This is a genomic window from Streptomyces sp. NPDC088747, assembly GCF_044751025.1.
GTDB lineage: Bacteria > Actinomycetota > Actinomycetes > Streptomycetales > Streptomycetaceae > Streptomyces.
In genome coordinates this window covers 273,406-292,977 of record NZ_JBIVKZ010000002.1, presented here as the reverse complement: position 1 = coordinate 292,977, position 19,572 = coordinate 273,406, and the positions used below count along the sequence as shown (strand labels likewise).

Here is a 19,572-nt window from a genome sequence, read left to right as displayed (position 1 = left end):
GTCCGGGGTGCGTCCCTGACGGGGTGAAGGTGTGTCCCTGACGGGTCCGGGGTGCGTCCCTGACGGGGCGAAGGTGTGCCCCTGACGGGTCCGGGGTGCGTCACCGACCGGGCGAAGGTGTGTCCCTGAAGGGGTCGAGGCGCGTCCCTGAGGGAGGCTCCGTACGCCCTGGGGGCCTCGCGTACGCCTTTGACGGGAGCCTCCGTCCGCCCTGGCGGCAGCGGTCGGGCGCCCTGACGGCAGCGGCCGTACGCCCTGACGGGACAGGCTCGCCCGGCGTGACGGCCACGGCTCCGGAAACGTCGTAGGGGGCCAGGGCAACACCCTGACCCCCGATCCGGTTCAGTCCGCGAGCGCGGCGCCGAAGTACGGGCGGGCGCCGAGGCCCAGGTCCGCGACCTTCAGCGTCGTCGAGCCCGTGCCCGACGGGCCGGACCGGGTGCCGGGGAGGAGGTGGAGGCGGCCGATCTGCGGTGAGGTGGCGATCAGTTCGGCGCGGCCGTCACGGTTGTAGTCGCGCAGCAGTACCGAGGCGCCGAACCAGGTGTCGCCCTCGTCCATGGGGCCCTCGACGCCGGTGGTGGCGTAGTCGTACTGGCGGGAGTTCTTGCCGGTGAGGCCGGAGGCGGAGCCGCGCAGGACGGTGACGGCGCCCGTGCTCCGGAAGTTGTCGCCGAGGGCTTCGCCCGGGGCGCCGACCGCGAGGTCCGGGTAGTCGTCGCCGTTGGAGTCCCAGGCGGAGACGTCGTAGCCGAACATGTCACCGTTCTCCGAGGTGCCCGGGACGGAGGCGGTGTTCTGGGTGATGGTCCTGACGCTTGTGCCGGGTCCCGCGGAGGTACCGGGGAGGATCTTGACCGCGCCGCCGGGGCCGGAGCGGGAGACGCCGATGGCCACGTCGCCGTACCCGTCCCTGTTGAAGTCCGCGATGGTGGCGCTCGATCCGACGAGGTCGGGCGAGCCGGGCAGGCCGATCTTCCTGGGGGGTTTGACGGGGCCGCTCGTGCTGCCTCGGTAGAACCACAGGCGGCTGGTGCGCGTGTCCGTGTCGTAGCCCACGACCGCGAAGTCGGCGGTGCCGTCCTTGGTGACCTTGCCGGACACCACCATGTCCGGGTTGATGTCCTCGCCGTCGATCGGGTCGAGGTTGGTGGCGGTGCCGCGTGTGCCGGACTTGGTGAACGGGCCGCGGATGAACCAGACGTACTCGTCGTCGACCGCGACCACGTCCAGCTTGCCGTCGGCGTTGAAGTCACCGACCGCGAGGTCCTTGGCGAAGCCGGGGCTCCGATACTGACTCCCGCTCGTCAGACCCGACCTGGCGCCCCACAGGACGGTGAACGCGCCCTTGCCACCGATGTCCTCTCCGGGGGCGGATACGAGGAGGTCACCGAAGCCGTCCTTGTTCAGGTCGACGGGCGTGATCTTGCGGCCGAAGAAGTCGTTCGTCTCGGCACCACCGGCGACGTTCGGACTGTTCTCCGTGATCACCGTGCGCTTGGCGGGGTCGAGGCCGCGCGCCGTTCCCCAGACGACAGCCACGGCACCGGCCTGCTTCTTGCCGCCGGTGGTGGCCGTTTCGTCGCCGACCGCGAGGTCGCGGTAGCCGTCCCCGTTGAAGTCGTCCGCGTACTTCGAGGCCGCCGCGGTGGCGGGGGCCGCGAGGGCGAGCGGGGTCAGGCCGGACGAGAGGAGAGCGGCGGCCACGAGGAAGGTGCGGGTGCGCAAGAGGTCTCCAAGAGGCGGAGGTGGTGCCGGAGTTGGCGATCTTGAGACCTGCGGGGTGGGGGAAGGGTTGTACGGGCGCGGATGAATTGCGATGAACCATCTGGCGATCCTGTCGCTGCCCTCGTCCTCGTCCTCGTCCCCCGAACACGACGACACCCCATGTCCCGGGCCGGCCCGGGACATGGGGTGTTCCGCGTGACGGGACCCTGCCCGTTACTTCACCGGCTGTGGCTCCGGCTCAGGCGCGCTCTCCGCCGCGGCCGAGCCCTCCGGTCCCTCGGGACCCTCGGGGGTTTTGACGGAGTCCAGGAGGAGTTGGGCGACGTCGACGACTTGGACGGTTTCTTTGGCCTGGCCGTCGTTCTTCTTGCCGTTGACGGAGTCGGTGAGCATGACGAGGCAGAAGGGGCAGGCGGTGGAGACGATGTCGGGGTTGAGGGAGAGGGCTTCCTCGACGCGTTCGTTGTTGATGCGTTTGCCGATCCGCTCCTCCATCCACATGCGGGCGCCGCCGGCGCCGCAGCAGAAGCCGCGTTCCTTGTGGCGGTGCATCTCCTGCTGGCGCAGGCCCGGGACGGCGGACATGATCTCGCGGGGCGGGGTGTAGATCTTGTTGTGGCGGCCCAGGTAGCAGGGGTCGTGGTAGGTGATCAGGCCCTCGACGGGGGTGACGGGGACCAGTTTGCCCTCGTCGATGAGGTGCTGGAGCAGCTGGGTGTGGTGGATGACCTCGTAGTCGCCGCCGAGCTGGGGGTACTCGTTGCCCAGGGTGTTGAGGCAGTGCGGGCAGGTCGCGACGATCTTCTTCGCGGACTTCGGCTTCCGGGTCGAGGCGTCCTCGTCGTCCTCCCCGAAGGCCATGTTGAGGGCGGCGACGTTCTCCATGCCCAGTTCCTGGAACAGGGGCTCGTTGCCCAGGCGGCGGGCGGAGTCACCGGTGCACTTCTCGTCGCCGCCCATGATGGCGAACTTCACGCCCGCCATGTGGAGGAGTTCGGCGAAGGCCTTGGTGGTCTTCTTCGCCCGGTCCTCCAGGGCGCCCGCGCAGCCCACCCAGTACAGGTAGTCGACCTCGGAGAGGTCCTCCAGATCCCGTCCGACGACGGGGATCTCGAAGTCGACCTCCCGGGTCCACTCCAGGCGCTGCTTCTTGGCCAGGCCCCAGGGGTTGCCCTTCTTCTCCAGGTTCTTGAGCATCGTCCCGGCCTCGGAGGGGAACGCGCTCTCGATCATCACCTGGTAGCGGCGCATGTCGACGATGTGGTCGATGTGCTCGATGTCGACCGGGCACTGCTCCACGCAGGCCCCGCAGGTGGTGCACGACCACAGGACGTCGGGGTCGATGACCCCGTTCTCCTCCAGCGTCCCGATCAGCGGCCGCTCCGCCTCCGCCAGGGCCGCTGCCGGCACGTCGGCCAGCTGTTCGGGGGTGGCTTTCTCCTCGCCCTCGGCGTTCTTGCCGCCGCCGGCCAGGAGGTAGGGGGCCTTGGCGTGGGCGTGGTCGCGCAGCGACATGATGAGCAGCTTGGGGGAGAGCGGCTTGCCGGTGTTCCACGCCGGGCACTGCGACTGGCAGCGCCCGCACTCCGTGCAGGTGGAGAAGTCCAGCAGGCCCTTCCAGGAGAACTGCTCGACCTGGGAGACACCGAACACGTCGTCCTCACCGGGGTCGGTGAAGTCGATCGCCCTGCCCGCGGAGGTCATCGGGAGCAGCGCGCCCAGCGCGACCGCACCGCGGGCGTTCCGCTTGAACCAGATGTTGGGGAACGCCAGGAAACGGTGCCAGGCCACCCCCATGTCCGTCTTCAGCGACACCACGATCATCCAGATGAACGAGGTGCTGATCTTGATCATCGCGGTGAGGTAGATCAGGTTCTGCAGGGTGCCGACGTCGGTGCCGCGGAAGGCGGCGACGACCGGGTACGAGGCGAAGTACGCGGCCTCGTAGCCGTGCACGCCCACGAGGGCGCCCTCCAGGCCGCGCAGCGTCATGATCGCGAGCCCGATGATCAGGATGACGGACTCTACGAAGTAGGCCTGGCCCGTGTTCGATCCGGCGAAGCGGGACTTGCGGCCCGGCTTGTCGGACGTGGAGAGCTGGCGGATGACGATCAGCGTGAGGATGCCGAGGACCGTCATCAGGCCGATGAACTCGACGAAGACCTCGTACGGCAGCCAGTGGCCGACGATCGGCAGCACCCAGTCGGCCTGGAAGAGCTGGCCGAAGGCGTTCACCAGGGTCGCGATCAGCGAGAAGAAGCCGATGGCGACGAACCAGTGCGCGACGCCGACGACGCCCCAGCGGTTCATCCGGGTGTGGCCGAGGAACTCCCTGACCACCGTGACGGTGCGCGCGGTCCAGTCGTCGGTCCGGGTGTCCACGGGGACGTCCTGGCCGAGCCGTACGAACCGGTAGATCTGCGCGATGGCTCTGCTGAACAGCGCCACGCCGACCGCGCTGATGACCAGCGACACAATGATCGCGGCGAGTTGCATTTGGGGGCTCCTCGGGCCTGCGAGGTTGGTTCCTGGGTCTGGTGTTGCTTGGAACAGATTACTAAGCGGTAACTTAGCTGCCGTCCGAGACTACCCACTTCTTGCGCCGCACTGTAGTCAGAGGGGCGGTGATCTGCGTCGCTGAGGGTTGCCTGAGTGTGGTGCCCCACGTATCGGCTGTACGCGGACACGTAAACCCGATCGTGTTATTCGCACAGTATTGTGACATTTACGCCTAAATTGGCGAGGTGTTGTACGGAATCGTTGCCGCCATCGCCGCCCTGCTCCTCACCGCCGTGCTCGCCGCCCTGCTGCGGATGGTCGCCCTGCGCCTGGGGGTGGTCGAGCGGCGAAAGCCGCGCGCGGTCCCCCTGCTGGGCGGCGTGGCGGTAGCCGGGGGAACGGCTCTCGTGGCCGGGGCCGGGCAGTGGACGGCGGTCGCGCCGCTGGGGTCCCAGGCCGGCCGGCTGCTGGTGGCCGGCGTCGCGGTCGCGCTGCTCGGGCTGGTCGCCGACCTGCGGGTGGTGCCGCCCCCGGTCCAGGTGGCCGGGGTGGGAATCGCCGCCGCGCTGGTCATGCCGTACGGCGAACTCGGGGTGCTCGGCGGGATGGCGGGCGTCGCCCTGACCGTCGTCGGCACGTTCGCCTTCGTCTCGCTCGACCACGCCGACGGGGTGCTCGGGACCGTCGGCGTCGTCACCGCCTTCGCCCTGAGCGGGTGCGCGGCGATGGAGGTCATGGACGGTACGGCGGTGCTGATGAGCGTGCTGGCGGCGGCGCTCGCCGGGTTCCTGATGCAGGGCCGGCCCCCGGCCCGGATCGTGCCGGGACGGTGCGGGGCGCTGTTCGCCGGGTTCGTGCTCGCCTCGGCGGCGGTGCTCGTGCACGGCGGGCGGGAGACGGGATCCGAGGGCGCCGCGCTGTTCTCGCTGACCGCCGTCGGGCTGGCCGATCTCGCGCTGACGGCCGGGCGGCCGGGCGGGCACCTGGCCCACCGGCTCCGTCGGATCGGGCTGACCCGGCGCGGGATCACGGTGGTGATCGGCGCCGCCGCCTGCGCCGGTGTGTCGGTGGGGCTGCTCATCGACCTGGGCCGGCTGGACGCCGGCGCCGCGTGGTGGGTGGCCGGGGCGGTCGCGTTGGTGGTGCTCGTGGGGCGGGTGGGCCCCGGTGCCCGGGTCGGCCGCTCGCAGCCGTCCCCCGCGCCCAAGGGCTCGGCGCCTCCCCGGGCCCCGGTGGCCCGGCGGGTCCGCGCGTTCCCGGCTTCCAAGGGCTCCGCCTCTCCCGGCGCCCCGGCCGTCCGGCGCCCCGCCAGACCGCTCCCGGCCTCCAGGGGCGCCGTCCCTCCCCGGCCTCCAGCGGCTCGTAATGCTCGTGCGCACGCGTCCGGCGAGCCGAATGTTCCCAGGTCAGACGCAAGGTGCGTGTAAGAAAGAGATAAGAGTTGAGCCTCCTCGACTCAGCTCTGTTGACCGAGTGGCGAGAGTCGTGCACACTTGAGTCCGTTCCACTCAAGTCATTGCTGGAGGAATTGAAATGGCACGTGCGGTCGGCATCGACCTGGGCACGACTAACTCCGTCGTCAGCGTTCTGGAGGGCGGCGAGCCCACCGTCATCACCAACGCCGAGGGTGCCAGGACCACGCCGTCCGTCGTCGCCTTCGCGAAGAACGGTGAGGTGCTCGTCGGCGAGGTCGCCAAGCGCCAGGCGGTCACGAACGTGGACCGGACGATCAGGTCCGTGAAGCGTCACATGGGTACGGACTGGAAGATCGAGCTCGACGGGAAGCACTTCAACCCGCAGCAGATGAGCGCCTTCATCCTGCAGAAGCTGAAGCGCGACGCGGAGGCCTACCTCGGCGAGAAGGTCACGGACGCGGTCATCACCGTTCCGGCGTACTTCAACGACTCCGAGCGCCAGGCGACGAAGGAGGCCGGCGAGATCGCGGGTCTCAACGTCCTGCGTATCGTCAACGAGCCGACGGCCGCCGCCCTGGCGTACGGCCTCGACAAGGACGACCAGACCATCCTCGTCTTCGACCTCGGTGGCGGCACCTTCGACGTGTCCCTCCTGGAGATCGGCGACGGCGTCGTCGAGGTGAAGGCGACCAACGGCGACAACCACCTCGGTGGCGACGACTGGGACCAGCGGGTCATGGACTACCTGGTCCAGCAGTTCCGCGCCGGTCACGGCGTGGACCTCGCCAAGGACAAGATGGCCCTCCAGCGCCTCCGCGAGGCCGCTGAGAAGGCCAAGATCGAGCTGTCCTCGTCCACCGAGACCTCGATCAACCTGCCCTACATCACGGCTTCCGCCGAGGGCCCGCTGCACCTGGACGAGAAGCTCACGCGCGCCCAGTTCCAGCAGCTCACCGCGGACCTTCTGGAGCGCTGCAAGACGCCGTTCCACAACGTCATCAAGGACGCCGGGATCAACCTCTCCGAGATCGACCACGTCGTTCTCGTCGGTGGCTCCACCCGTATGCCCGCCGTCGCCGAGCTCGTCAAGGAGCTGACCGGTGGCAACGAGGCCAACAAGGGCGTGAACCCGGACGAGGTCGTCGCCATCGGCGCCGCCCTCCAGGCCGGTGTCCTCAAGGGCGAGGTCAAGGACGTCCTGCTCCTCGACGTCACCCCGCTGTCCCTCGGTATCGAGACCAAGGGAGGGATCATGACCAAGCTCATCGAGCGCAACACCACGATCCCGACCAAGCGGTCCGAGATCTTCACGACGGCCGAGGACAACCAGCCCTCCGTGCAGATCCAGGTCTACCAGGGCGAGCGCGAGATCGCGGCGTACAACAAGAAGCTCGGGATGTTCGAGCTGACCGGTCTGCCGCCGGCCCCGCGCGGTGTGCCGCAGATCGAGGTCGCCTTCGACATCGACGCCAACGGCATCATGCACGTCACGGCCAAGGACCTCGGCACGGGCAAGGAGCAGAAGATGACCGTCACCGGTGGCTCCTCGCTGCCGAAGGACGAGGTCAACCGGATGCGCGAAGAGGCCGAGAAGTACGCGGAGGAGGACCACGCCCGCCGCGAGGCCGCCGAGACCCGCAACCAGGGCGAGCAGCTCGTCTACCAGACGGAGAAGTTCCTCAAGGACAACGAGGACAAGGTCCCCGGTGACGTCAAGACCGAGGTCGAGGCGTCCGTCGAGGAGCTGAAGGCCGCGCTCAAGGGCGAGGACTCCGCCGAGATCCGCACGGCCACCGAGAAGGTCGCCGCCGTCTCGCAGAAGCTCGGCCAGGCCATGTACGCCGACGCCAACGCCGCTCAGGCCGCGGGTGACGCTCCCGGCGCCGAGGCGCCGAGGGCCGACGACGACGTGGTCGACGCGGAGATCGTCGACGAGGACCGTGACCGCAAGGACGGTGCCGCGTGACGGAGGAGACCCCGGGCTTCGACGAGAAGCCTGACGTCCCTTCCGGCGCCACCCCTGACGACGCCGAGCCGAAGGCCGCCCCTGAGGGGGCGGCCCCGGCCGGGGACGAATCAGCAGCACAGGCACAGGCCCAACTGGCTGGTCTGACAGCACAGTTGGACCAGGTGCGCACGGCGCTCAGTGAGCGGACCGCCGACCTTCAGCGGCTCCAGGCCGAGTACCAGAACTACCGCCGCCGCGTCGAGCGCGACCGGGTCGCGGTCAAGGAGGTCGCCATCGCGAACCTCCTGACCGAGCTCCTGCCCGTGCTCGACGACATCGGCCGCGCGCGGGACCACGGCGAACTGGTCGGCGGCTTCAAGTCGGTCGGCGAGTCCATGGAGAGTGTCGCGGCGAAGCTGGGGCTTCAGACCTTCGGCAAGGAGGGCGAGCCCTTCGACCCGATGATCCACGAAGCGCTGATGCACTCGTACGCGCCGGACGTCACGGAGACGACGTGCGTGGCGATTCTCCAGCCGGGGTATCGCTTCGGCGAGCGCACCATCCGCCCCGCGCGGGTGGCCGTCGCCGAGCCCCAGCCCGGCGCGCAGGCCGCCAAGTCCGAGGACACGGCGGACGAGGCGGCGGACGACAAGGAGAGCGGTGGCCCGGACGAGGGCTGACGTCGCACGCACGAGAGAGGAGGGACGTCGGGGATGAGCACCAAGGACTTCATCGAGAAGGACTACTACAAGGTCCTCGGCGTCCCCAAGGACGCCACCGAGGCCGAGATCAAGAAGGCGTACAGGAAGCTCGCCCGCGAGTTCCACCCGGACGCCAACAAGGGCAACGCCAAGGCGGAGGACCGCTTCAAGGAGATCTCCGAGGCGAACGACATCCTCGGGGACCCCAAGAAGCGCAAGGAGTACGACGAGGCCCGCGCCCTCTTCGGCAACGGCGGCTTCCGTCCGGGCCCCGGCGCGGGCGGCGGCAACTTCAACTTCGACCTGGGTGACCTCTTCGGAGGCGGCGCCCAGGGCGGCGGACCGCAGGGCGGCGGCTTCGGCGGCGGGATCGGTGACGTGTTCGGCGGGCTGTTCAACCGCGGCGGCGCGACCACCGGCACCCGTACGCAGCCCCGGCGCGGCCAGGACATCGACACCGAGGTGACGCTCAGCTTCACCGAGGCGGTGGACGGCGCGACGGTTCCGCTGCGGATGACCTCGCAGGCGCCCTGTAAGGCCTGTTCGGGCACCGGCGACGCGAACGGCACACCCCGCGTGTGCCCGACGTGCGTCGGCACCGGCCAGGTGGCGCGGGGTTCCGGCGGCGGGTTCTCGCTCACCGACCCCTGCCCGGACTGCAAGGGCCGCGGTCTGATCGCGGAGACCGCCTGCGAGGTGTGCAGCGGCAGCGGCCGTGCCAAGTCGTCGCGCACGATGCAGGTCCGTATCCCGGCCGGCGTCAGCGACAACCAGCGCATCCGGCTGCGCGGCAAGGGCGCCCCCGGTGAGCGGGGCGGACCGGCGGGCGACCTGTACGTCACCGTGCATGTCGACGCCCACCCCGTCTTCGGCCGCAAGGGCGACAACCTCACCGTCACCGTTCCCGTCACCTTCGCGGAGGCGGCCCTCGGCGGCGAGGTCAAGGTGCCCACGCTGGGCGGACCCGCGGTGACGCTGAAGCTGCCGCCGGGCACGCCCAACGGCCGCACCATGCGCGCCCGTGGCAAGGGCGCGGTCCGCAAGGACGGCACCCGCGGCGACCTGCTGGTCACCGTCGAGGTGACGGTCCCCACCGACATGTCGGACAAGGCTCGCGACGCCCTGGAGGCGTACCGCGAGGCGACCGTGGGCGAGGACCCGCGGGCGGAGCTGTTCCAGGCCGCGAAGGGAGCATGAGGACGCCATGGACGTACCCGGCCGTCGACGCAACCCGTACGAACTGACCGAGGAGACGCCGGTCTACGTCATCTCGGTGGCGGCCCAGCTCTCCGGTCTGCACCCGCAGACCCTGCGTCAGTACGACCGCCTCGGCCTCGTCTCCCCGGACCGCACCGCGGGCCGGGGCCGGCGCTACTCGGCCCGTGACATCGAACTGCTGCGCGCCGTCCAGCAGTTGTCGCAGGACGAGGGCATCAACCTCGCCGGCATCAAACGCATCATCGAGCTGGAGAACCAGGTCGCCGCGCTCCAGCAGCGCGTCGCCGAACTCCAGTCGGCGGTCGACGGCGCCGCGGCCGCGATGCAGCAGCGCGAGGCGGCCGTCCACGCCTCCTACCGCCGCGACCTGGTCCCCTACCAGGAGGTCCAGCAGACGAGCGCGCTGGTGGTGTGGCGGCCTAAGCGACCGCCTGAGTAACGGAATCGCGCGAAGGGGCCCGCACACCGGCGATCCGTCGGTGTGCGGGCCTCTTCGCTGTCGGTCCTACGACGGCCGCGGGGCCAGGGCCGCCCAGGCGTCGCCGGGGGCGGACTCGGTGCCGTCGGCGTGCAGCGCGGTCACCCAGTAGAAGTGGGTGGTGCCGGCGGCGGCCGTGGTGTCGGTGTAGGTGAGTCCGGTGACCGGCTCCGCGGTCAGCGGCTCGTAGGCGGCGGTCGCCGGGTTCCACCGGTACACGCGGTACCCGGTGATGTCGTCGCCGTGGTACGACGGGGACAGCCGCCAGCTGAGGTCGATGGCCGACGCGTCGTCCGCCGCCCTGGCGTCCAGGCCGACCAGCCAGTCCGCCGGGGTCTCCACGATCGGCCGCAGGTCGTACTCGGTGACGGTGGTGTGCGCCACCTCGTAGGGGTCGCCCACCGACATGTTGACGGAGTTGCCCGAGGTGTCCACCGCGTCCACGAAGTACGTGTGGTGCTCGCCGTCCTGGAGGTTCGCCGAGTCGACGATCCGGCTGTCACCCGGCTCGGCGCGGCCCACGTACGTGGTCCCGGTGCCGTCGTCCACCGTGCTGAGCCGGAAGACGTCGTAGTGGTCCAGGTCGGCCACCGGGCTGTCCTCCCAGTCCAGCACCGTGCCGTACTCGGTCGCGGTGGCGGTGAACCCGGTGAGGGCCGGCGGGGCGGTCGAGTCGCCGTAGGAGAACCGGTGGACGCCGGACGGCTCCGACTCGCGCCCGAGGGCGTCGACGCTGGTCACCCAGTACACGTAGAACCCGTCGTGCGGGCTCGGCACGACCGTGGTGTCCGTGCAGGCGTAGGCGTACCGGGTGCCGTAGGCGGTGTCGGTGAGCTTCGGGGCGCAGGGCACCACCCGGGAGTCGACGACGTCGAACGTGCCCGTCGCGTCGTCGAAGCGCCGCTCCTCGCGGTGCACCCGGAACTCCTTCGGCGAGTACGGCGACACCCACCAGGACAGGTCGACGCCGCCGCCGTCCTCGGGCCGGTTCGTTCCGCCGAGGAAGTAGGGCACGGCGAGCGGCCGGGCGTTGGACACCACCGAGGAGTAACCGGTGTTGCCCGCCGCGTCGGTGGCCGCGACCTTGTAGTAGGAGGTCTCCCCGTACGGGGCGGTCTCGTCGGTCGCGGAGTTGCTCAGGTTCTTCGCGACCACCGTGAACGGGCCGCTCCGCGCCGGGGACCTCAGCAGCTCGTAGTCCAGCGCCCCTTCGGTGGACATCCACCACAGGCTCACGCCGTCCAGCGAGGAGTTCCCGAGGACGGCCAGGTCGGTGACGACCGGTGCCACCTTGTCCACCGTGGTGACCGGCTGGTCGGTGGTTCCGGCGGACTCGTTGCCCGACCTGTCGTAGGCGCGCACCTCGTAGAGGAACATCGCGCCCGCCATGGGGAGCGTGCTGTCGGTGTACGAGGTGGCGGTGGTCGTCGCCAGCGGCCTGGTCCCGAACGAACTGCCCCGCTCGCGGCGGTAGACGCGGTAACCGGCGACGTCCATCTCCGGGCTCTTGGACCAGGTGAGCTTCGCCTTGCCGGTGGCCTTGTCGTACGTCGTCCTGATGCCGCCGGGGGTGAGCGGCTTGACCTTGTCGACGCCGGCCGTGGTCCGCGGCGCGTACGTGAGCCTGACCCTGGCGGAGCCGGTCCAGTTGACGTAGTCGACCCGCAGGGTGTGCGTGCCCTTGGGGATCGTGAGGTTCAGGCTCTTCGTGCGCGAACCCGTCGTGTTGGACCAGAGGTCGATCTTGCGGCTGCCGTCGAGGTAGACACGGATCCCGTCCGTGCCGTAGGCGGCGACGGTGAAGGGCCCACCGGACCCGAAGTTCCGCGTGACGGACCAGCGGACGCCGAAGTTGTCCTTCGGCAGTCCGGTGACGGGGGCCCCGCTCCAGCTCTGGTCGACGGCCGCGTCGCAGTCCGTTTTCTTGGGCGTCCCGGAGAACGCGGTGTTCGCGAAGAACTGCCGCTTGTAGACCGGTGAGGCGCAGGTGGTCGCGGCGGAGGCCGGAGCGGCGGCCGCGGAGAGCAGGCCGCCGGCGGTGGCGAGCACGACGGCGGTGGCCGCCGCCGCGGTCGTACGTCTGGCTGGGTTCATTCCGTCCTTCACGTTCTGAACGTCCGATCGTCAACGGCAGGCGAGGCCGTTGACGATCAGGACTCACGAGGACGGCACTTGGTTGTACGGATGTTCGGGTGGGTGTTTTCAGCCAACGTCGAGACGTCCGGGGCGGCGGAACGGGGCCGTCCACAGGCCATCGAACCCTGTGACAAGAGTGAAACGAGTAAATCAATGAGGTTCGGTGGAAGTGGACACGCACCCCCTTCCCATCGTGTTCACTTGGGGAACACAGAACGCTGTTGCCATCTCGTTAAGTGGTTAGTCCTTGACGCTCGGGTCATCGCCGCGTTGGCTTTCAGCCACCTGGGTCGCAATGCTGCAACCTCGCCCGGAAGGCACCTGATGTGAACACTCGTAGCACCCGTCGGTTTCGCACCGTCATAGCCCTGACCTCATCCGTGGCTGCCCTCTCGCTCGCGGGATGCGGTGTCGTGGACGGCGGCAGCGAGACCAAGGCCAGCCCCACCAAGGGCGACGACATCAAGGTGGGTCTGCTCCTCCCGGAGACGGAGAACACGCGTTACGAGAAGTTCGACTACCCCATCATCAAGGCGGAGGTGGCGAAGCTCACCAGCAACAAGGGGACCGTCGTCTACGCCAACGCCGAGGCGGACGCCAAGAAGCAGGCCACCCAGCTCCAGCAGATGATCGACGAGAAGGTCGACGTGCTCCTCGTGGACGCCGTGGACTCCAAGGCCATCGCGACCGGTGTGCAGGCGGCCAAGGACGCGGGCATCCCCGTCATCGCCTACGACCGCCTCGCCGAGGGCCCGATCGACGCCTACGTCTCCTTCGACAACGAACTCGTCGGCGAGGTGCAGGGCAAGGCGCTCGTCGGTGAACTGGGCGCGGGCTCCGCCAGCAAGAAGATCATCATGATGAACGGCTCGCTGACCGACCCGAACGCCGCGCAGTTCAAGGCGGGCGCGATGGTCGAGCTCCAGGACAAGGTGGACATCGCCGAGGCGTACGACACCAAGAACTGGGACCCGGTCGAGGCCAAGAAGAACATGGAGAAGGCCATCGCGGCCGTCGGCCTCGACAACATCGCGGGCGTGTACGCCGCCAACGACGGCATCGCGGGCGCGGTCATCGACGTCATGAAGACCATGGGCGTCAGCACCGTGCCGCCGGTCACCGGGCAGGACGCGGAGCTCGCCGCGGTGCAGCGCATCGTCAAGGGCGACCAGTTCATGAGCGTCTACAAGTCCTACCCCCAGGAGGCCAGCGTCGCCGCCGAGATGGCGGTGTCGCGGGTGCAGGGCCGCACGATCGAGTTCGACGCCCTGGCGAGCGACAAGGTCGACAGCCCCACCGACAAGAACATCCTGGCCGCGCTCGTCCCGGTGGTCGCCCTCACCCAGGACAACGTCAAGGACACCGTCGTCCAGGACGGCATCTACAAGATCAAGGAAATCTGCACGCCCGACTACCAGTCCGCGTGCAACGCGCTCGACCTGAAGTAGCGGCGGTAGCGGCGGTAGCAGTACTGCCGTCGGCCGTGCGCGGCGGTTCGTGGGCTCAGGCCACCCGGGTGAACTCCACCGTCACCTCGGGCGGCCCGCCCGCGACCCCGCGGTAGACCCCCTTGTGCGGCGTCACGTCGTCGTAGTCGCGCCCCCGGCCCACCACCACGTGGGACTCGGCGGCGCGGGTGCTGTTGGTGGGGTCGTAGCCGTTCCAGTCGCCGGCCCAGTACTCGATCCAGGCGTGGCTCTGGCCCGCGACGGGCCGGTGCAGTTCGGCGTCGCGCTCGGGGTGCAGATAACCGGAGACATAGCGGGTGGGCAGACCGAGGCCGCGCAGCAGGGCGGCCGTCAGGTGGGTGATGTCCTGGCAGACGCCCGCGCCCTGTTCCCAGGCCTCCATGGCACCGGTGTTCACCCCGGTGGCGCCCGGGATGTACGAGACCTGCGCGGTGACCAGGGCCGAGACGGCGACGGCGGTCTCGTGCGGGTCGAGGCCCGCGGCGGCGGCGCGGGCCCGCTCCACCAGCTCCGCCGACACGGTCGTCCGGCCGGTCGGTGCCGCGTACTCCAACAGGCGTGACCCGGCGGTGAGTTCGGCGATCTCCGCCCAGGTGGGCGCGGCGGTCGGCGGCCCCGGCGGTGCCGTCTCCACCAGGCTCGACGCCGTGATGGTCAGATCCGCGTGCGGTTCCATCAGGTCGAAGCCGGTGACCTGGGTGCCCCAGTAGTCCCAGTACGACCAGGTCGCGGTGGTGGGGTTCACCGTCACGCGGGCGTCAAGTGTGGTCTGGCCGGGGAGCGTCAGCGGTGTCATGCGGACCTCGTTGTGCGAGGAGACCGCGGCCTGCGAGTACGAGACACGGGTGGTGTGCCGGATACGGAGCCGCCGGGTCGCCGTGTGCGGGGTGCCGGTCATGGTCACGCTCCTTCCTGGGCCCACTCGACGGGCCCCTGGTTCGGGAAGAACTTCTCCGCCACCGCCTCCGCGGAGGCCGTACACGCCTGCTGCAAGTCCCTGAGGAGAACCGGGAGTTGCTCCTCCAGCGCGGGCAGGTCCAGGTACTCCAGGCGGGTCCGCATCCGCCCTATCGGCCGGCGTGCCGGGTCCTGTCTAGGGCGTCCCAGTGCCGACAGGCACTCCTCCGCGGTGGTCAGCGCGTGCAGCGCCGAGCGCGGGAAGTCCCGGTCCATGAGGAGGAATTCAGCCACTCTCGGGGTGTCGCCGAAACCGCCGTACACCCGCGCATACGCCTCATCGGCGCCGCTCGCGCTGAGCAGTGTCGGCCAGTCGGGAGCGTGCGCCGCGTCCAGCACCCGTACCGACAGCAGCCGTACGGTCATGTCGACCCGCTCGAGGCTGCGTCCGAGGACCACGAACCGCCAGCTGTCGTCCCGGCTCATCGTCGAGTCGGCGAGCCCGAAGAAGAGAGCGGTCCGGCGGCGTACGAGCTCCAGATAGGCGTACGGGCCGGTGCGCCGGGCCGCCAGGCGCTGGTCGGCGAGGGCGTGCCAGGTGGAGTTGAGGCACTCCCACATCTCGGAGGAGACCGCCTCGCGGGCGCTGCGCGCGTTCAGCCGGGCGGCTCCGAGGGCGCCCTCGATGGAGCAGGTGGAGCGGGCGTCGAAGGCGAGCTGGTCCAGGACCTGCTGCATGTCGACGCGTTCGCCGCCCGCGTCGACCCCGAGGATCGCGTACAGCGACCGGCAGGCCACGTCCTCGTCGCGCCAGGGGTCCTCAAGGAGCCGGTGCAGATAGGCGTCGAGGATGCGGCCGGTGGCGTCCGCCCGCTCCACGTACCGGCCGGTCCAGATCAGGGCTTCGGCTATCCGGGAGAGGATCACGTCGTTCACGGCCGTACCTCCTGGGCCTCGGGAACCGGAGAAGCGGTCACTGCTGCTGCGCCCCTTCCTGTACGGCGACGCGGTCGCCGTCGGGGCCGAGCTGGCGGGGGACGACGTCCAGGGCGGCGACCGTGCCGCCGGCGGCAGGCGGGGCCGGGTGCTCGGCGGGCCCCTCGGCGAGTACCCAGGTGTCCTTGGAGCCGCCTCCCTGGCTGGAGTTGACGATGAGGTTGCCCTCCTGGAGCGCGACCCGGGTGAGGCCGCCGGGCAGCACCCACACGTCGCTGCCGTCGTTGACGGCGAACGGGCGCAGGTCGATGTGGCGCGGTGCCATCCGTTCACCCGCGAGGGTGGGGGAGGTGGACAGGGCGACCGGCCGCTGGGCGATCCAGCCGCGCGGATCGGCGGCGACGGCGGCGCGGGTGCGCTCCAGGGTCTCCCGGTCGGCCTTCGGCCCGATCACGATGCCCATGCCCCCGGCGCCGTCCACGGGCTTGATGACCAGCTGGTCGATCTGGTCGAGGACGGCCTCCAACTGGCCCGGCTCGTCGGGCCGGAAGGACTCGACGTTGGGGAGGACCGGTTCCTCGGAGAGGTAGTAGCGGATCAGGTCGGGGACGTACGTGTAGAGCAGCTTGTCGTCCGCGATGCCGTTGCCGACGGCGTTCGCGAGGGTCACCGTGCCCGCCTGCGCGGCGTTCATGATCCCGGGGCAGCCGATCACCGAGTCGGGCCTGAACTGGAGCGGGTCGAGGAAGTCGTCGTCCAGGCGCCGGTACACGACGTGGACGGGCACCTCGCCGCGGGTGGTGCGCATCCACACCCGGTTGCCGCGGCAGACCAGGTCGTGCCCCTCGACCAGCTGCACGCCCATCAGCCGTGCCAGCAGGGCGTGTTCGAAGTAGGCGGCGTTGCTCGGGCCGGGGGTCAGGACGACGACCCGGGGGTCGGTCACCCCGTCGGGGGCCGCCGCCCGCAGCGCGGCCAGCAGCTTCTGCGCGTATCCGTCCACCGGCACCACATGCTGTTCGGCGAAGAGGGAGGGGAAGACCCGGGTCATCGCGCGCCGGTTCTCGATGACGTACGAGACACCGGACGGGACGCGGACGTTGTCCTCCAGGACCCGGAAATCTCCCGCCTCGTCCCGGACGAGATCGATGCCGGCGACGTGAATCCGTACCCCGCCCGGTGGCTCGATTCCGTGCGCGGCGCGGTGGAAATGCGGGGAGTTGAGCAGCAGCCGCCACGGGACCACTCCGTCCTCGAAGGCGCGGCAGGGGCCGTAGGCATCGCCCAGATAGGCCTCCAGGGCCCGCACCCGCTGGGCGACTCCGCGCTGGACGAGGTCCCATTCGAGCGCGTCGAGGATGCGCGGCACGAGATCGAGCGGCCAGGGCCGCTCCTCGCCCGCGAAGGCGTAGGTGACACCCCGGTCGGTGAACGCCCGCGCCATCTGGTCGGCCCTGAACCGCAGTTCAACGGGCTCGATCGGCTGCAACGCGGCCAGCACCGGCTCGTAGGCGGTCCTGACCTCGCCCGGCCGCACAAACATCTCGTCCCACGCGTCGGCCAACGCGTACGCGTCAAATATGTCCGCCATGGACTGACGTTAAGTGCGGTACGTAACGCGCTGATCACTCGGTGGTTTCCGGCAGCTCACGCGGTGTGCCGCCGCCGTCCGGCCGTGATCCCGGCGGGCGCCGCGGGGCGGGCGGCACGGGAGGAATCCGGCCACGGCCGCCGACGCGCCCGCGCGAGGCGGCTCCACGATGTACCCCACCAACGGGCGGCCGCCTTCAGCTTGTTGCAAAGACCGGCGCGGAGGTGGGGATATATGCAGACACATGTGGGCGATAGGGTGCGGCGCGACGACGCAGCCGTGTTGCGATGGTGGACGGGGCCGCGCATAGTTGCGCTGCGGAAGTCGCGGAGGCGCGGACGCACGGAACACGCGGGCGCTGTGGAAACCGCCGAAATCGGGGTATATGCGGACGCGTGGAGATCCGACGCGTGAAGGCGCTGGAACCGACGGTGGGACAGGCCGGGCCGGAGCGTAGATGGCCGGGCGGGAGCGGGAGATGGCCGGGCGGGAGTGGGGAGATGGCCGGGCAAGGGACGGACGGGCATCCGCACGGCGCTGATCAGCTGTGCGTGGCAGGTGACCGGGTGTACTCCCGGGCGGTGCGGCGCGGCCGTGTGCCCCGCGGGGACGCGGAGTCGGTGCCCTGCCTGCTGGAACTGGCGCTGCTGCACCCCGACCCCGACGACATGGGCTGGCTGGTGCCGACCTCGCCGCAGGAGGTCATGACCCGGCTGCTGCGCGGGGTGTACGCGGAGGTCAGCGCGAGCCAGGCGCGGGTGGGCGAGGCGGTGTCCGCGTTCGAGTGGTACGCCGGGCTCGGCGGGCGCGTCCAGGCGCCGCCGGAGGGCGCGGCGATCCGCGTACTGGACGGACTGCCCCGTATCCGGGCGGCCATGGACTCGGCGACCGAGGCCTGTACGTCCGAGGTGCTCACCGTGCAGCCGGGCGGTATCCGGCGCGAGGACGAACTCTCCGAGGGGCTGCACCGGGCGCTGGGCCTGCGCCGCCGGGGCGTCCGCATGCGCGACCTCTACACGCATGTGGCCCGGCACGGCCAGGGCCTGTTGAACTACATGGAGCTGATGGGCGAGGCGGCCGAGGCCCGCACCCTCGACGAGGTCGTGGAACGGCTCATCCTCTTCGACCGCACGGTCGCCTTCATCCCGGCGAACACGGACCGCACGGTGGCCCTTGAGCTGCGTCACCCGGCGCTGGTCGACTATCTGGTGACGGTCTTCGAGCGGCTGTGGCGGCTGGCGATCCCGCTCGCCTCCCAGCTCCCCTCGACGGGCATCGAGGGCATCACCTACCGGGAGCGGTCGATCGCGGCGCTGCTGGCCGAGGGGCATCAGGACGCGGTGGTCGCCGAGCGGCTGGGGATCAGCGTGCGCACCTGCCGCGCGCACATCGCCCGGCTCTCGGAGACCCTGGGCGCAGCGAGCCGCACCCAACTGGGCGTCCGCATCGCCCAGGCGGGGCTGGACGACACTCCGCGCTCCCCGGAGCCGGCGGCGGTCACGGTTCCTGACGTGTCCGGTCCGGCTGCGGCGGCTGATGCGGCCGGGGTGCCGGGCCAGGCTGGTCCTCCTGCTTGAGCATCCCCGACTGGGCGATGAGGAAGCCGAGCTGTGCCCGGCTGCCGCTGCCCAGGGCGGTGGCCAGCTTGGCGATGTGGGCCCGGCAGGTGCGGACGTTCATGCCGAGCCGGCGGGCTATGGCCTCGTCGACGTGGCCCTCGATCAGCAGCTTCGCGATGGAGTGCTGGATGTCGGTGATGCCGTCGGGGGCGGTCTCGTAGGGGGCGCCCGCGTTCAGCGGGACCGCGCGGCCCCACATGAACTCGAAGACCTTGACCAGGTAGCGGACCAGGCCGGGGTGCCGCAGTTCGAGGGCGACCTGCCGGTCGTCGCGGGTGGGGATGAAGGCGACGGTCTCGTCGCAGATGATCAGCCGCTCGACCAGCTCGTCGATGGTGCGGTACTCCACCTTGCCGTTGGAGAACTGGTCCACGTAGGCCTGGGTCTCGGGGCTGTACCGGGCCGTGTGCTGGTAGAGGGTCCGTATGCTCACGCCGCGTTCGGTCAGCGGCCTGTCGCGCTCCAGCCCCTGGACGAGGGTGTGCTCCAGCCGGCGGCCGCTCGGCTGGACCGTCAGCATCTCGTTCTGGCACTGGGCCGTCGCGAGGTCGAGCGCTCCGTTGATCCGGTCGAAGCCCTCGAGCACGGTGATCGAGTGCGTACTCGCCGTGGCCTGCGCGCTCAGGGTCATGAACGGCTCGAAAGCATCGGCCAGCTCGATCGACAGCCGCCTGCGCTCTGTGATCTCACTCTCTATGGGGTTCAGTCGCTGGGCCAGAGCGACCGACGGGGGCACCGGGCGCAGCCAGTTCGCGTCGTCGGGATCGGGATGGAGAAGCGCGAACTCCATCAAGCACGGAACGGCCTCGACGTCCGCGCGGGCGATGCGTCCTGTGCGGAGAGCGTCCGCGTAAAGGCGGCCACCTTCCTGGCACAGTTCGGTCACCGCATGGGGATGTGTCCCATTAGTTCTGTTCGTTGCCAAATCTCCACCCCC

General features: G+C 70.1%; 14 protein-coding genes. 7 read left to right on the top strand and 7 right to left on the bottom strand.

Going from position 1 to position 19,572, the window contains the following annotated elements; translation table 11 throughout:
- Positions 1-342 precede the first annotated feature (342 nt).
- Positions 343-1,728, bottom strand: coding sequence for an FG-GAP-like repeat-containing protein (locus tag ACIP79_RS05745; protein ID WP_401219803.1), 1,386 nt, complete (start codon positions 1,726-1,728; stop codon positions 343-345).
- Between the two features lie 213 nt (positions 1,729-1,941).
- Positions 1,942-4,224, bottom strand: a complete 2,283-nt coding sequence (locus ACIP79_RS05740) for a (Fe-S)-binding protein (protein ID WP_401219801.1) — start codon at positions 4,222-4,224, stop codon at positions 1,942-1,944.
- Between the two features lie 248 nt (positions 4,225-4,472).
- Between ACIP79_RS05740 and ACIP79_RS05735 the strand changes: the two genes are divergently transcribed.
- From ACIP79_RS05735 to ACIP79_RS05715, 5 genes are all read left to right on the top strand, one after another.
- Entirely contained in the window at positions 4,473-5,654 is a 1,182-nt protein-coding gene (locus ACIP79_RS05735) for an undecaprenyl/decaprenyl-phosphate alpha-N-acetylglucosaminyl 1-phosphate transferase (protein WP_401219798.1), read from the top strand.
- A gap of 106 nt (positions 5,655-5,760) precedes the next feature.
- A complete protein-coding gene (gene dnaK / locus ACIP79_RS05730; protein WP_383688265.1) occupies positions 5,761-7,608 on the top strand; it encodes a molecular chaperone DnaK in 1,848 nt (615 codons plus the stop codon).
- Complete coding sequence (grpE, locus tag ACIP79_RS05725) at positions 7,605-8,270, top strand: nucleotide exchange factor GrpE (protein WP_401219796.1); 666 nt, start codon at positions 7,605-7,607, stop codon at positions 8,268-8,270. Before dnaK ends, grpE begins: the two co-directional genes overlap by 4 nt.
- A gap of 33 nt (positions 8,271-8,303) precedes the next feature.
- Positions 8,304-9,488, top strand: a complete 1,185-nt coding sequence (gene dnaJ, locus ACIP79_RS05720) for a molecular chaperone DnaJ (protein WP_401219793.1) — start codon at positions 8,304-8,306, stop codon at positions 9,486-9,488.
- Positions 9,489-9,495: 7 nt separating this feature from the next.
- Positions 9,496-9,948: a heat shock protein transcriptional repressor HspR gene (locus ACIP79_RS05715; RefSeq protein WP_387188672.1), complete on the top strand. Its 453-nt coding sequence runs from the start codon at positions 9,496-9,498 to the stop codon at positions 9,946-9,948.
- Between the two features lie 66 nt (positions 9,949-10,014).
- On the opposite strand, the gene ACIP79_RS05710 is transcribed toward ACIP79_RS05715, so the two are convergent.
- Complete coding sequence (locus ACIP79_RS05710; RefSeq protein ID WP_401219789.1) at positions 10,015-12,081, bottom strand: PA14 domain-containing protein; 2,067 nt, start codon at positions 12,079-12,081, stop codon at positions 10,015-10,017.
- 422 nt (positions 12,082-12,503) lie between these two features.
- On the opposite strand from ACIP79_RS05710, the gene ACIP79_RS05705 reads away from it, so the two are divergent.
- A complete protein-coding gene (locus ACIP79_RS05705) occupies positions 12,504-13,571 on the top strand; it encodes a sugar ABC transporter substrate-binding protein (protein WP_401219786.1) in 1,068 nt (355 codons plus the stop codon).
- A gap of 55 nt (positions 13,572-13,626) precedes the next feature.
- Here ACIP79_RS05705 and ACIP79_RS05700 read toward each other — a convergent pair whose 3' ends face one another.
- Genes ACIP79_RS05700 through ACIP79_RS05690 form a run of 3 tightly spaced genes read right to left on the bottom strand, consistent with a single transcriptional unit; the run spans position 13,627 to position 17,016 of the window.
- Positions 13,627-14,490 carry a transglutaminase N-terminal domain-containing protein gene (locus tag ACIP79_RS05700; protein ID WP_401219783.1) on the bottom strand — a complete coding sequence of 288 codons (864 nt, stop codon included), beginning with the start codon at positions 14,488-14,490 and terminating at the stop codon, positions 13,627-13,629.
- 2 nt (positions 14,491-14,492) lie between these two features.
- Complete coding sequence (locus tag ACIP79_RS05695; RefSeq protein ID WP_383687404.1) at positions 14,493-15,425, bottom strand: alpha-E domain-containing protein; 933 nt, start codon at positions 15,423-15,425, stop codon at positions 14,493-14,495.
- 37 nt (positions 15,426-15,462) lie between these two features.
- A complete protein-coding gene (locus ACIP79_RS05690; RefSeq protein ID WP_401219780.1) occupies positions 15,463-17,016 on the bottom strand; it encodes a circularly permuted type 2 ATP-grasp protein in 1,554 nt (517 codons plus the stop codon).
- Between the two features lie 500 nt (positions 17,017-17,516).
- Between ACIP79_RS05690 and ACIP79_RS05685 the strand changes: the two genes are divergently transcribed.
- The gene (locus ACIP79_RS05685) at positions 17,517-18,593 is read left to right on the top strand and encodes a LuxR C-terminal-related transcriptional regulator (protein ID WP_383687401.1); all 1,077 of its coding nucleotides are present in this window, start codon (positions 17,517-17,519) and stop codon (positions 18,591-18,593) included.
- On the opposite strand, the gene ACIP79_RS05680 is transcribed toward ACIP79_RS05685, so the two are convergent.
- Positions 18,514-19,560, bottom strand: a complete 1,047-nt coding sequence (locus ACIP79_RS05680) for a helix-turn-helix transcriptional regulator (protein ID WP_401219776.1) — start codon at positions 19,558-19,560, stop codon at positions 18,514-18,516. The genes ACIP79_RS05685 and ACIP79_RS05680 overlap by 80 nt on opposite strands.
- Between the last annotated feature and the right edge of the window lie 12 nt (positions 19,561-19,572).